The sequence below is a fragment of the Methanoculleus thermophilus genome (genome assembly GCF_001571405.1).
GTDB classification, from domain to species: Archaea; Halobacteriota; Methanomicrobia; order Methanomicrobiales; family Methanoculleaceae; genus Methanoculleus; species Methanoculleus thermophilus.
Map to the genome: position 1 here is coordinate 454,984 of NZ_BCNX01000006.1, position 13,548 is coordinate 468,531.

At 61.9% G+C, this 13,548-nt stretch carries 11 protein-coding genes; 7 read left to right on the forward strand and 4 right to left on the reverse strand.

Going from position 1 to position 13,548, the window contains the following annotated elements; translation table 11 throughout:
- Nucleotides 1–190: 190 nt before the first annotated feature.
- Nucleotides 191–2,713, reverse strand: a complete 2,523-nt coding sequence (locus MCUTH_RS05580) for an SdrD B-like domain-containing protein (RefSeq protein ID WP_083524781.1) — start codon at nucleotides 2,711–2,713, stop codon at nucleotides 191–193.
- 369 nt (nucleotides 2,714–3,082) lie between these two features.
- Here MCUTH_RS05580 and MCUTH_RS05585 point away from each other — a divergent pair, with 369 nt between their 5' ends.
- The 3 genes from MCUTH_RS05585 (at nucleotide 3,083) to MCUTH_RS05595 (ending at nucleotide 5,414) form a co-directional block, all read left to right on the forward strand.
- The gene (locus MCUTH_RS05585) at nucleotides 3,083–3,598 is read left to right on the forward strand and encodes a DJ-1/PfpI/YhbO family deglycase/protease (protein ID WP_066956710.1); all 516 of its coding nucleotides are present in this window, start codon (nucleotides 3,083–3,085) and stop codon (nucleotides 3,596–3,598) included.
- A complete protein-coding gene (locus MCUTH_RS05590; protein WP_066956713.1) occupies nucleotides 3,592–4,305 on the forward strand; it encodes a dolichyl-phosphate beta-glucosyltransferase in 714 nt (237 codons plus the stop codon). Before MCUTH_RS05585 ends, MCUTH_RS05590 begins: the two co-directional genes overlap by 7 nt.
- Before the next feature lie 152 nt (nucleotides 4,306–4,457).
- Complete coding sequence (locus MCUTH_RS05595; RefSeq protein WP_066956715.1) at nucleotides 4,458–5,414, forward strand: HD domain-containing protein; 957 nt, start codon at nucleotides 4,458–4,460, stop codon at nucleotides 5,412–5,414.
- Nucleotides 5,415–5,572: 158 nt separating this feature from the next.
- Here MCUTH_RS05595 and MCUTH_RS11345 read toward each other — a convergent pair whose 3' ends face one another.
- Nucleotides 5,573–5,722: a YHS domain-containing protein gene (locus MCUTH_RS11345; RefSeq protein WP_083524782.1), complete on the reverse strand. Its 150-nt coding sequence runs from the start codon at nucleotides 5,720–5,722 to the stop codon at nucleotides 5,573–5,575.
- Complete coding sequence (locus tag MCUTH_RS05600) at nucleotides 5,712–8,177, reverse strand: heavy metal translocating P-type ATPase (RefSeq protein ID WP_066957003.1); 2,466 nt, start codon at nucleotides 8,175–8,177, stop codon at nucleotides 5,712–5,714. Before MCUTH_RS05600 ends, MCUTH_RS11345 begins: the two co-directional genes overlap by 11 nt.
- A 143-nt stretch (nucleotides 8,178–8,320) precedes the next feature.
- On the opposite strand from MCUTH_RS05600, the gene MCUTH_RS05605 reads away from it, so the two are divergent.
- Together MCUTH_RS05605 and MCUTH_RS05610 are read left to right on the forward strand one after the other, a co-directional pair.
- Nucleotides 8,321–9,280: a HEAT repeat domain-containing protein gene (locus tag MCUTH_RS05605; RefSeq protein WP_224732732.1), complete on the forward strand. Its 960-nt coding sequence runs from the start codon at nucleotides 8,321–8,323 to the stop codon at nucleotides 9,278–9,280.
- 71 nt (nucleotides 9,281–9,351) lie between these two features.
- Nucleotides 9,352–10,422, forward strand: coding sequence for a HEAT repeat domain-containing protein (locus tag MCUTH_RS05610; protein ID WP_083524783.1), 1,071 nt, complete (start codon nucleotides 9,352–9,354; stop codon nucleotides 10,420–10,422).
- A 129-nt stretch (nucleotides 10,423–10,551) separates the two neighbouring features.
- On the opposite strand, the gene hisD is transcribed toward MCUTH_RS05610, so the two are convergent.
- Complete coding sequence (gene hisD, locus MCUTH_RS05615; RefSeq protein ID WP_066956724.1) at nucleotides 10,552–11,820, reverse strand: histidinol dehydrogenase; 1,269 nt, start codon at nucleotides 11,818–11,820, stop codon at nucleotides 10,552–10,554.
- A gap of 76 nt (nucleotides 11,821–11,896) precedes the next feature.
- Between hisD and MCUTH_RS05620 the strand changes: the two genes are divergently transcribed.
- Entirely contained in the window at nucleotides 11,897–12,253 is a 357-nt protein-coding gene (locus MCUTH_RS05620) for a hypothetical protein (RefSeq protein WP_066956727.1), read from the forward strand.
- Between the two features lie 270 nt (nucleotides 12,254–12,523).
- On the forward strand, nucleotides 12,524–13,501 hold the full coding sequence (locus tag MCUTH_RS05625; RefSeq protein ID WP_066956730.1) for a substrate-binding domain-containing protein: 978 nt from the start codon (nucleotides 12,524–12,526) through the stop codon (nucleotides 13,499–13,501).
- The last annotated feature ends 47 nt before the right edge of the window (nucleotides 13,502–13,548 follow it).

Genomic DNA, 13,548 nt, shown 5'->3' on the forward strand with positions numbered 1-13,548 from the left:
GTTAGAATTGGAGTGTTCTGGTCTCTGCAGCCGCAAGTTGCGGAGAATAGGGTTTTTTAGGTGAATGTCTCTTATTTGCCGGGGTGTCGTCCAGCTCTCTCGCCCTAAGGCGACGACCAATGGGGTGCCGGGTCAGAGCTCCGGCGCGGGATGCTGCTTGTTTTTATGGAGCATTCCAAGCCCCGCGGGTCTATGCCCCAACTTCAGTCGGCGGTAGTCGCCCCATCTCATCCGCCGCCTCCACATCAGCGGCATCGTAGATCTGTCCTTCAAGCGGATGGGCAACGGGTCCGACCCCGATCCCTGCAGCAGGTGCGGGGATCAGCCCCGCATCCCTGACAACTATCTCCCCCTCGCCGACCGTAAACGGTGCCGTCATCCCGGTCTCTGGGTCGGCGTGACTATCCTGCCCGGGCTCCGTGAAGATGTAGTCGTCCGGCGCGGTGAATATCAACGAATACTCCCCGGGCGGGAGGGGGCCGAAGAGATACAGCGACGTGTAATCGTCATGATGACCCGTGCGGGTCGATGCCACCACATTCCCGCCTGCATCCATGAGGCGGACCTCGATATCGGTTAAGCCGTGGTGTTCATTCATGATGCCATCCTGGTCGCCGTCGTTCCAGGTCGTTCCGAGCACCCACCCGTAGGCGGCCGAGGGGGTTTGGGGCTGGTAGCCCCCGACAAACCCTGCGTTCAGGATCCATCGTCCCGCCCCGCCTTGGGCGAATGCCACCCCCTCGCCGGCCGGGCTGGCATCGCTGCCCAGACCCGGGATGGTGCATGAATAGCCGTTCGGGAGAAGAAACTCCGCACCGGCGTAGTCTCCGGTGGGGATCGTCTCAAACCGATATGACCCGTCCGGGCCGGTGACGGCATGGTCAAGCATGGTCCGTTTTCCAATCAGCCTGACCCCGATGCCGGGGATGCCCGGCTCACCGGGATCAAGGATGCCGTCGCCGTCCAGGTCGTACCAGACCGTTCCGGAGAGCGACCCGCTGCTGCCGGGATTGCTCTCGTTGTTGTCACTATTGTTCTCATCTCCTCCGTTACCGCCGGTCTCGTTGCCGTCGACGCCATTCTCATCTGTTCCGTTCTCGTCCCCGTTCTCATCCGGTGTTGTATTGGTGGTCGGTGTCGGCGTCTCCGTTGGTGTCGGAGTTGGGATCTCCGTTGGCGTCACGGTGGGTGTTGGTGTCGGAGTTGGGATCTCCGTTGGTGTCACGGTGGGTGTTGGTGTCGGAGTTGGGATCTCTGTTGGCGTCACGGTGGGAGTTGGGGTCGGCATCTCCGTCCGTGTCACGGTAGGTGTTGGCGTGACTGTCGGCGCTTCGGTAGGTCTTACGGTCTGTGTGGGCCTCTTCATCGGCGTCTCTGGCGGCTTTGTCATGGTCGGCCCCGGAGTTGCCGTTACCGGTGCCTTCTTGGGCACTTCCGGTGCTTTCGGTGGCTTTATCGGCGTTACCGTGGGTTCCGGCGTCGGTGTCGGCTCGGGGCGCGGCCCAAGTCTCACGGCCCAGGCGTCAGTATCTGCCGGTCCATCCGGCTTCGTAGCGTTAAATGTCCCTGCAAAGAGATACTCGCCCGGCGCGATCTCGATGACCGATGCAGCTCGATCGCCTGGCTCCTCACCCCCGAAGGTTCGGCTCCACCTCACCGCCCCTTCGGCATTGGTCGCGACAAGCCAGGCATCGGTATCATCCGTATCCGGATAGGCCGTCTCCCCGGAAAAGAGATAACCGCCGTCTGCGGTCTCGATGACGGATGCGGCCGATTCGTTCACGCCGAAATCGCCGTAAATCCAGTTCCAGACGATATCTCCGGCGGGGGTGAGTTTGATCAGGAGGGCGTCGGTATCGACCATTGCATTATCGGGCCTCTCCGTGAACGAGCCGGCAACGAGCAGGTTCCCATCCGTCGTGTTGATCACTGCCAGAGCAGCATCGTCATCAGGACTGCCGAACGTCCTGTTCCAGACCTCGTTGCCCGACTCGTTCAGCCGGACCACCCAGACGTCGCTTCCGCCGGCACCGGAAGACTCGGTTCTGCCGGCAAAGACGAAGTCACCGTCCGGGAGCCGTGTGACGGCGTTTGCCGTATCGTTTCCACCTCCACCAAACGTCCTGTTCCAGACCTCGCGGCCCGACTCATTCAGCCTGACCACCCAGGCATCCGACTCGCTCCCTTCGTGGGGCATGATGGAGCCGACGAAGATGTAACCGCCGTCATCGGTCCGGGTCACCGCGTTCGCCGAGGCGTTGACGTCCGGACCGCCGTAGGTCCGGTTCCATACCTCATTGCCCGAGCCCTCTATCTCAATAATCCAGGCATCGGTGTCCCGTCGCGTCTCGTTCGTGACGAACGTGAGGCTTCCGGCGATGAGCAGGTTGCCGTCACCGATCTCGATGATCGAGCGTGCAGTGTCGGCCTCTGCTCCGCCGTAGGTCCTGTTCCAGTCCTCGGTTCCTCGCGGCGTTGCCCGGATCACTAAAACGTCAGTCTTTCCATCCTCGAGCGGGTCTCTCTCCCCGGCGAGGAAGAACCCAGGTCTCCTGGGGTCCATGACGATAGAATATGCCGCCTCCTTCGAATCAGGCGCTCCATACTTCTGGTCCCAGATCACTTCAGGTTCATCTATCTGTGCCCCCACGATTACAACAAGTGCGAGCGCTGCCAGAAGAAGGACGATCCCGAGATACAAGTTGCGTCGCATGACTGCCACTCCTTATCTTCACCCCGGAAATGTGCTGTAGATCCATGATGAACACCCGGCATCCTTCCGCCTTATCTTGGTCCAGCGGGAGGTCGAGTCCCCTGTAGCGGTTATGGTTCTGTCCTATGCGGGGTTGGGACAAGAATGGCGCAATTATTATAATAATCTTATTTCAAAATTTAGTGTGGTCATAGACTGAAAAAACAGGTGATCTCCTTGAGATCATGCGGATCACGATGCCTCGCTCCCCGGGACGGCCGAGACATATGCCGGTACGTGCGGCGTTCTCGAACGATCCGGTTATGTCGGTCTATTCCCGCTCCACAACCATCAATACACTTATGAACAAAACCTGCTAGGGAACCCAACATGAGATTCGTGTTTGCGATTGCACCGGAGCAGTACAGGGACGAAGAACTGGAGGTCCCGAAGAGAGCGTTTGAGGAGGTCGGGATCGACGTCGATATCGCCTCGACGGCTGCCGGAACGTGCACCGGGATGCTGGGTGGCACTGCAGAGGCGGCCATGGCATTCGATTGCCCAAACCCGGACGACTACGCCGGGATTGTGGTCGTGGGCGGTTCCGGCTCAAAAGTTCACCTCTGGGGAGACGAGCGACTCATCGCCCTTGTCCGCTCGTTCTTTGAGCAGGGGAAGGTTGTTGCCGCCATCTGTCTTGCACCGGTCGTCCTCGCTCGGGCTGGTATCCTCTCCGGACGGCAGGCCACGGTATACCCTAGCCCGGAGGCAATTAGGGAGATGGAGAAAGCGGGAGCAAATCTCCTTGACATCCCCGTCGTCGCCGATATGCAGATCGTGACCGCGAACGGCCCCGCTGCTGCCGCGCAGTTCGCCGAGACCATCATCACGAAACTGGAATGCTAAACGATACACGTGCCGACGGTGTGAACCAGACTGACTGCACCCTGGTGATCCCTGCATATAACGAAGAGCGACGGATACAGTCGCTCCTTCGAGATCTCTCGGGTTTTGCCGGTGATCTCGTCTTCGTCTGCGATGGGACCGACGCCACTGCAGAGATCATCAAAGCGTTTGCAGCCGAGCATCCGGATCTCCGCATCCGGTGCCTGACGTTTCAGACCCGCCTCGGGAAAGGGGGAGGGGTTGTCGCCGGCATGAAGGCGGCGACCACGCCCTTTGTCGGCTACATGGATGCCGACGGCTCGACCGCCCTCTCCGAGATGGTGCGTCTCTTTGACCGTCTCACGACATCGGACGGCGCCATCGGCTCGCGCTGGGTCCCGGGCTCGATCCTGGAGGTAAAGCAGGGGCTCCGACGCAGGATCGAGAGCCGTCTCTTCAACCTTCTGGTAAGACTGCTCTTTGGACTCGACTACCGGGACACCCAGTGCGGAGCAAAGGCCTTTCGGCGGGAAGCTCTCGAACCCGTTCTCCCCTCTCTCCGATCGACCGGGTTTGAGTTCGATGTCGAGCTCCTCTGGCGGCTGCGGCAAGCCGGCCGCAGGGTGGAGGAGGTTCCGATCACGTGGGCGAACCGGGATGAGTCCAAGGTGATGATCTCGGATGCAAAGGAGATGCTGCTTGGGATGATCAGGCTCCGGTTTGGTTGACGGCCTTTACGCGCGAGACTCTGCCGTTATGCTCCCGACTCTATTCTTAGCCCGGGTGCTTGTTGTTCCATGGGATGTGGAACCAGTTCTGGAATAGATCGCCGGGTTTTAAAGTTCTTCGAGCGAACGAATTTCATAGGAGCAGTGATCCGGTGCTTGAGAAGATGCTCTTTGTCGCGGAGATCGGCGGGAGTATGCAGGTCGACGCACCCTTTGTGGTCGACGCTGCAGAACTGAAGGAGAAGAGGGATGGAGGCAAGTATATCCAGCTCTCCATCTCCGATAAGACCGGTCGGGGAACCTGCAAGGTCTGGGGGACGCCCGTTCAGACCGTGGAGCAGATGGAGGCGCTCTGCCACGCGATCCGGCCGGGTGAGGTCTATCGTATCCAGGGTTATGCGAAGGTCTACAACGGGACCTGTGAGGTCAACGTGAATGATGGGATCGCGAACCTTCGAGCCCCGATACCGCCGGACGGCTTCGATCCCTCCCTGTTTGTCTATGCGCCCGTCGACTGCGAAGCTGTCCGGCAGGGGCTCGCCCGCGTGGTCGCGAAGATCGAAGATCCCGGCATATACTCACTCGTCTCCGCTGTCATAGACACCACTGCAGGATTTCTTGAAGCCCCGGCGGCGAAATTTCACCACCATGCCTACATTGGCGGCCTTGCGGAGCATACTCTCGAGACCGCGGAGATTGCGCTCTCGCTTGCGAACACCGTCAGCCGGGCGGAGATGGATCTCGATGTCCTCCTTGCCGGAGCGCTCCTCCACGACATCGGCAAGGCGTCATGCTTCCGTCGTCAGGGGTTCTCGTTCGTCGCGCTCCCCGAGTACACCCTCGTCGGGCATACGGCGATCGGGGCTGCTGTGCTCCTCCGACACTCCGCCGGTGTCGACCCCTCCCGGTTTGCACACATTCTCCATATCGTGATGTCTCATCACGGCCCTCACGGCGAGATCCAGCCCCGGACGCCCGAGGCCTGGGCGGTTCACTTCGCTGATAACGCGAGCGCCTTCCTCCGGGAAGTCCTGGACGACGCCAGCGACCTTGCGCCGGGAGAAGGGCGTCAGGGGGCGCGGTGCGGACAGTCAGTCTATCGATTCTAATGCCATCACCCACAGAATGTGGTGCAGAGACGACGAGATTGCAGCAGGTCCCGGTTTTTTGAAAATAAGTAACCCGCTGAATATCTATCCCGGGCTCTCTTTGATCTCTCTATCCCCGGTTCGCTCCAGCGAGACGCCCCTCACCGGCAAAAAAAGGGTTACTCCCCTTTCAGATACGCCTCGGGGTCTCGCTCAAAGAGTTTCTTGCACCCGGGGGCGCAGAAGTAGTAGGTCTTCCCCTTGTACTCGGCGGTGTACTTCGCGGTCGCCTCGTCGACGTCCATCTTGCATACCGGATCAAGTGCCATGTGTATCAACCTCCGATAAGATCCCTCTCTTCGCTGGTGGTATATATCTCTTGAGCAGCAGGGAGAGCGAGACGACCGTCACCGACGAGAGCGCCATCGCGAGCGCCGCATACTCCGGCTGGAAGGTGATGCCGAAGACGGGATAGAGCACCCCGGCGGCGAGGGGGATCAGGGCGGCATTGTAGGCGAACGCCCAGAAGAGGTTCTGCTTGATCCGGCTCATCACCTTCCTGGAGAGTTCGACGGCCGCGACGGCGTCGACGAGATCGTCGCGGATGAGGACGACATCCCCGCTCTCGATGGCGACATCGGTCCCGCTCCCGATGGCGATCCCGACATCCGCCTGCGCGAGCGCCGGGGCGTCGTTGATCCCGTCGCCCACAAACGCCACGACCTCCCCCCGCTTCTGGAGGGCCCGGACCTCCTGTGCCTTCTCCTGGGGGAGCACCCCGGCATGGACGTCCGTGATCCCGACCTCCCGTGCGATGGCGTTTGCCGTCCGCGGGTTGTCGCCGGTGATCATCACGACCGATAGACCCATCCTTTTGAGGTCTGCGATAGCCGTTCTTGCCGTCGGCTTCAGGGTGTCTGCGATGGCGATGATGCCTGCAAGTTCACCCCCGGCGGCGACGAGGATTGCGGTCTTTCCCACATCCTGGAATGCGGTTATCCTCATCTCGGCCTTCGGCGGGATGGCGATGCCGCGCTCAAGGAGGAAGGGCTGGTTCCCGATGAGGATCTCCGTCCCTTCCACAACGGCGCTGACCCCCAGGCCGCCGTAGGTGGTAAACTGCGTTGATGCCGGGATCGCAACGCCGGCACTCTCCGCCCGCCTTACGACCGCTTCCCCGAGCGGATGCTGTGAGTTCTTCTCGACCGCCGCGGCGAGCGCTAAAAGTCGGTCCTCCGGAAGACCGAACGCAACGATATCGGTGACGTCGGGTTTTCCCCTGGTGAGGGTCCCGGTCTTGTCGAAGACGATCGTTGTCAGTTTCTCTGAAATCTCGAGGGCTTCGCCGTTCCTGATCAGCAGCCCGAGTTCGGCCCCCCGGCCGATCCCGACGGTCACGGCGGTCGGGGTCGCGAGGCCGAGCGCACAGGGGCAAGCGACGACCAGGATGGATATCAGCACCGTGAGCGCAAAGAGAAGCGAGGCGTTGAGTCCCACATACCAGATGAGGAAGGCGCCGATTGCGATCACGAGCACGACCGGGATGAAGTAAGAGACCGCAACGTCGGCGATCCGCTCCACCGGCGGCCTTGAACCCTGGGCGTCCCGGACGAGCCTGATGATCTGCGAAAGCACCATATCCTTCCCGATCTTTTCGGCCCTGATGCGGAGGACACCGTTCATGTTCAGGGTGCCGCCGACGACCTCGCTTCCCTCCCGCTTGTCGATCGGGATGGGCTCGCCGGTGATCATGGACTCGTCGACTGAACTCTCGCCGCCCACGACCACGCCGTCCACCGGCACCATCTCTCCAGGCCGGACCAAGACGACGTCGCCGACGACGACATCCTCGATCCTCGTCTCAATCTCCCGCCCGTCCCGGATCACGGTTGCGGTCTTCGGGCGAAGCCCTATCAATTTCTTGATGGCTTCGGACGTCCTACCCTTTGCCCGGGCCTCAAGGTACCTTCCGAGCGTCAGGAAGGCCGCAAGCATCACCGCGGTCTCGTAGAAGTTGAACTCCGGGGTGAGGACAATATCAAACGTCCCAAGAATACTTGAACCGTATGCGACGCCGATTCCCATCGCGTACATGACGTCCATCGTCAGCGCCCGATTTCTGAGCGAGGCGGCTGCCGTCTTGAATATGGGAGTACTTACGTAGAGAAAGACTGGCAGGGTGATGAGGAGCATGATGAGGTTGATCGAGACCGGGAGGGCAGCCGCGCCGGGCATCCCAAAGAGCATGTAGAAAAAGAGCGGGATGCTGACCGCAAACCCGATTGTGAACCGTCGGAATTTGTCCCGGAGGTCCGCTTCCCGCATCCTCTCTTCGACGTCCTCGGTGACTTCTTCCTCGAGTCCGAGATACTGGTAGCCGGCCTCTTCGATGGCGGCACGAATATCGGGTATCGTGACCAGCGCCGGGTTGTAGACGACGTGTGCGTCCTCTGTCGCGAGGTTGACCCGGGCCTCGTAGACCCCCTCGAGGTTGGCAAGCGAGGCCTCGATCACCTGGGCGCAGGCCGCACAGACCATCCCGCCGATTCTCGCGGTGACCTCGCTCCTCACAACCTCGTAACCGGCATCGGTGATTGTCCGTTCGAGGTCCGTGAGGCTGGCCTTCGTCGGGTCATATTCGATGGCGACCGTCTCGGCCGCGAGGTTGACCCGGGCATCGTAGACGTCGTCCCGATCCTGGAGGGCACGTTCTATATTGAGGGCGCAGGATGCGCAGTGCATCCCGGTGATCTTCAACTCGGCCGTCCTCTTCTCCTCAGGCATGATGATCACCTCGCTCTGCGGAGATAAATATCTGTAACCACCGGGCTACTGCTCCAGGTACAATTCCCCCAGGAAATAGTCCCAATTCCCAATATTCTATGCTGCAAATATTATACATAACATTATTATACTCACGCTCGGTTATGCCCCCTTATTCTGAGGTGATTGTGGTGCAAAGAAAGGATCCTCCAACGGGGGAGAAGCAATACGATCTTGAGCGTATGACATCAGGGGGGGACATCAGCGGTCTGACCGCTGCGTTGCAGAGCGGCGTTCCGGCCGTCCGCCGACGTGCAGCCCTCGCCCTTGGCTCGCTTGGAGAATGGAGGGGGGTGGATCCCCTTATCCGGGCGCTAACCGATCCGGCGCCAGATGTGCGGGAGGGGGCGGCAAACGCGCTTGCCATGATCGGGACGCCGGCGGTGGAGCCGCTGATCGAGATTCTCGAGCGCCCCAAGATCGCGGCGGCATACGGGTTACCGCGGGAAGCACCCGAGGAGGGCCTTACCCAGATCGACCTCCTCGGCGGCCCTGAGAATATTCCGCCCGAAAAGAGGAAACTCCGGCACAGGAGCGGTATCAGGCAGCACGACGCCCTTGGCGGCCCGGAAGATATCCGCGAGGCGGGGGGCGGAAGAGCCCGCGATGAGGAGGAGGGCCTCGCCCAGCACGATGCTCTTGGCGGTCCGGAGGATATCCGCAAGGCAGGAGGGAAAGTGTCCCGGGATACAGAGGAGGAGATCACCCAGCACGACCTTCTCGGCGGACCGGGCGATGTCGGGACGGGAAAGACTCTCCGGCACCGGGAGCTCGCCCAGCACGACCTCCTCGGCGGCCCGGAGGATGCAAAAGAGCACGAACGGCTCTTCCCTGGAGCGAGGAGGGCCGGTGCCGTACCGGAGGGCGTTCTTCCCGGCGCAGGGCTGCGCCGCGCCTATGCTGCCGTTATCCTTGGAGAAATTGGGGACCCGCGGGTGGAGGCGCCCCTTACCCGGGCCCTCTCCGATAGCGACCCCGCTGTCCAGAGGGCGGCGAGAGACGGACTTCATCGATTCCACGAGAGGCGGGGTGCAACGACGTCTGTCCCGCCTGCCTCGCGTTGAAGCCGGGATAGACTCATTTTTTCGCGGGTGCCGCGATACCGCCGGAGGGTGGTGGTACCCGCGGTTATCGGATGAACCACTCTCGTCAGATACCTCTCGCCGTTACCCCGCTGTGTCTTGTCCGGGATGCTCCTGCAGGTGGCCATGCAAAAGTTATTATATCGACCGTTCGCCATACCCCGGGCACGGAGGCGAAAGGATTGGAGCAAAAGAGCAATCTTCCTGGAGAGCGACAGAGCGGACGGAGGTTCAACATCGACCTCCTGCGGGCAAATGAGGACGTCGACGGCCTGATCGAGGCGTTAGGGAGCGATGACGGCCTGACCCGGCAGCGGGCCGCTCTTGCTCTCGGTGACCTCGGGGGGGCGCGGGCGGTCGAACCGCTCATCCGTGCCCTCGGCGACCCGCTCTCGGCGGTGCGGGAAGCGGCGGCGGACTCGCTCACTCTGCTTGCAGGCGCGTCGGTCGAGCCGTTGATCGAACTCATCGTGAATCCTGAGGCGTCCGGGAGGTATGAGGAGTCGGCGCCCACCGGGGGACCGGCTATTGTGGCCGCACCCACCGGTCAGATGGTGGAGATCGAGACCCGGCGAGACCTCCGGCGGGTCTACGCTGCCGCCATCCTCGGCGAGATCGGGGATCCGTCTGCGGTGGAGCCGCTCACCCGGGCGCTCAAGGATCCAAACGACGATCTGCGGTGTCAGGCGACCGGAGCCATAGCAAAGTTAGGTCGGAGAGCAGTTGAGCCGCTCGCTGCGATGCTCACCGACCCGGACCCCGAGATACGAACCGTCGCGGCCGGGATCCTCGGCGATATCGGAGGGGCGACCGCGGTCGAAGCGCTCGTCAAAGCCCTCCGCGACAGAGATCCCGACGTTCAAGGGGCGGCTGCGGGCGCTCTCTTCCGGATGGGTGATCTTGCGGTGGATCCGCTTATTGCGGCGACGAAGGACCCCGACAAGAACGTCAGGCTCTACGCGGCAGGGGCGCTCAAGTACATCGGCGACCCTCGGGCGATCGACGCCCTCGAGGCTCTCGCCCGGAACGGCGATGCGGAGGAGAAGAGCGTCGCGGAGGATGCCATCGAGAAGATTCGGATGGTCCGGGGCGAAGCCGCGCCATCGCCGCCGACGTCTCGGTGAAAGATGGGCGGAACGCCCGGAGTTGGCGTTTCAACGGCCAAAATTACGGGAGATTCAAAATGTGGGGGGTGTTCCGCGCTCTCGACTGTGGTCGGGAGCGCCTCCTCTATTAATAGTATGGGTATCCGCCTATCCTCTTCTCCGCACCCGCACTCTTCTCCGCACCCGCACCGACTCCGCGTGAGCGTGGAGCCCCTCAGCATCGGCGATCGTCTCCACCACGTCGCCGATGGCCTCAAGCCCCTCCCGCGTGATCATCTGGACCGTCGAGCGTCGGCAGAAGTGGTTTACGTCGAGGCCTGAGTAGAGCCGGGCGTAGCCGGCCGTCGGGAGGACGTGGTTTGTTCCGGAGGCATAGTCGCCGCAGGCCACCGCCGCGTAGGGACCGACGAAGATCGACCCGGCGCTCCGGATGCGGTTGATGACCGAGAGCGGGTCGGCCACCTGGATCGAGAGGTGCTCGGGAGCGATCCCATCGACGGTCGCGACCGCCTCGTCAAGGTCACCGACGATGATGTACCCCGAGTGTTCAAGCGCCTTTACGACGATCTCTTGACGCTTTGCCTCCCCCGCCATCCGCCTCACCTCGGCGCCGACGCGGTCGGCGACTCCCGCATCGGTCGTCACAAGCACGCAGGCGGCGTTCGGGTCGTGCTCGGCCTGAGCGAGGATATCGGCCGCGACGAAGGTCGGGTTCGCCGTGCCGTCGGCGAGGATCGCGATCTCGCTCGGCCCCGCGGGAAAGTCGATCTCGGCCTCGTCGCGCAGAAGCATCTTCGCGGCGGTGACGTAGACGTTCCCCGGGCCGACGATCTTCTCCACCTTTGGTATCGTCTCGGTCCCAATCGCCATCGCCGCGATCGCCTGGGCGCCGCCGACCCGGTAGATCTCGTCGACCCCGGCGATATCAAGCGCGACAAGCGTGATCGGGTTGATTGGCGGCGGGGTGCAGCAGCAGATCTCCGCAACCCCGGCGACCGTTGCAGGGACGGTGCACATCAGCGCCGTTGAGGGGTACGCCGCCCGTCCGCCGGGGACGTACGCACCCACCCGGGAGAGGGGTGTCGTCTTGACCCCGAGCGTGATCCCGGGCTCCATCTCCTGCAACCAGAGGTCGCGTCCGCGCTGCAGTTCGTGGAACTGGCTGATCCGCGCCTCCGCCTCCACGAGGCTCTCGACGAGGCGTGCATCCACCTGGTCGTAGGCCGCCTCCCGCTCATCATCGGAGACCGCGATCTCATCGAGATCGATCCCATCAAACCTCTTTGTCAGGTCAACGAGGGCCGCATCGCCCTCCGCCCGCACCCGTGCAATGATCTCGGAGACCGGTCCTTTCACCCGGTCGAGGTCCGACCTCCGGCCGGCAATCCAGGTCTCGATATCCAGGGCTTGCCACATGAGGAACAGGGTCGGCGGGTGGGAGCGTTAAGGTTTCGACCCTGGGCTTATTCCTGGGCAGGAGACCGGGAGCGGTATGGGCGAGACCCTGACCCTCGCCAACCAGAGGGAAGCTCACGGGCTCTCCGACATCGGAACTTACCTCGCCTTCCAGGACCAGTTGGACCTCGTGCAGCTGGTGACGGGGGGCGATGACCTCCTGAACCGCTACAGCGCAATCGTGGTCAATCCCGATATGGCGCAGGGTGTCATGATTGATGAGACCGACAGGTTCATCGACAGGATCTCCTCAAACGAGACCAAAGAGTTTCTCGGAGACTTCGGTCTTGTGGTGTTCGGCCAACCGCTCTTTACTCCGCTCTATCCACCTGAATGCACCGAACCTCCGTACAACTGCACCACATGTTCAGGATCGATGAATATGACGGCATGATCTGGAAGATATGGAGTATCCGCCTCCTGCCGTTCGTCCGGGCAGGCGGCATCGCCGTCTTTGCACAAAGGTGCGGTACGTTCTCCTTCATTCGCAAGGATTCTTTTGTTGACTCCGGATTATAGTTAATTAGGCTCTGTTGAAATGCCCTGGATAACCTCCAGCTGCCGCCCGGATACCAAAGATAGTAGGCAGTATGGCCTTCAAGGAAGAGGGTTTCAACAGAGCCGTTAATTATTTATCATCAACTGAACATCCAGACGCGTTGCTATGAAGACGAATGCAACTCTTCTGATGGCGGGGGCCATCACGATCCTCTTCATCCTCGCTCTCGCTGCGGGATGCACCACCCCGGCGCCGGGCGGAAACGAGACCCCGGCCGGAACGGCGACACCCGCTCCCGCCGGCGGGGCGAACGTGCTCCGGATAGCCACCACGACAAGCCTTGAGAACACCGGGCTGCTTGCGGAGCTCGAACGAGTTTACGAGAGCGAGACCAGAGTGGACCTTCAGTTCATCGCTCAGGGAACCGGACAGTCCATCGACTCGGGCAGGCGCGGCGATGTCGATCTCGTCCTCGTTCACTCCCCGGATCTCGAGCAGCAGTTCATCGACGAAGGCTACGGCATCAACCCGCGATGCATCGCCTACAACTACTTCATCATCGTCGGCCCGGCGTCCGACCCGGCCGGGATTGCGAACATGACCCCGGTGGAGGCCTTCCAGACGATCTACGCCGCCGGTACGAACGGGACGGCAGGCGTCGCCTTCGTCTCCCGCGGCGACAACTCCGGGACCCACAACCAGGAGAAGGCGCTCTGGGAGGAGGCGGGCTACGACTATGAGACCGAGATCGTTGACTCCGGAGCCTGGTACGTCGAGGCGGGCAAGGGCATGGGCGACACCCTGATCCTTGCAAACGAGCAGCAGGCCTACACGCTCTCTGATGAGGGGACCTACCTCTCATTTGCCGATCGCCTCGATCTCGTGCCGGTCATCGCCGAAGGGGCCGAACTTCTCAATCGCTACAGTGCGATTGCGGTCAATCCCGCAATGCATCCGGGTGTGAACGCGCAGGGTGCCGCGGACTTCATCAACTGGCTCACCACGAACGAGACTAAGCAGATGATCGGTGAGTTCGGTGCCGAGGAGTTCGGTAAACCGCTCTTTACGCCGCTTTATGCCCCAGAATGCACGGAGCCGCCGTTCAACTGCACCTGCGCGGAGCCGGTGCCCACCCCAACTTAAAGCAGGAAAGATAGGGGAGACGTGGATGAGGTGATTGGCAGGGCGAC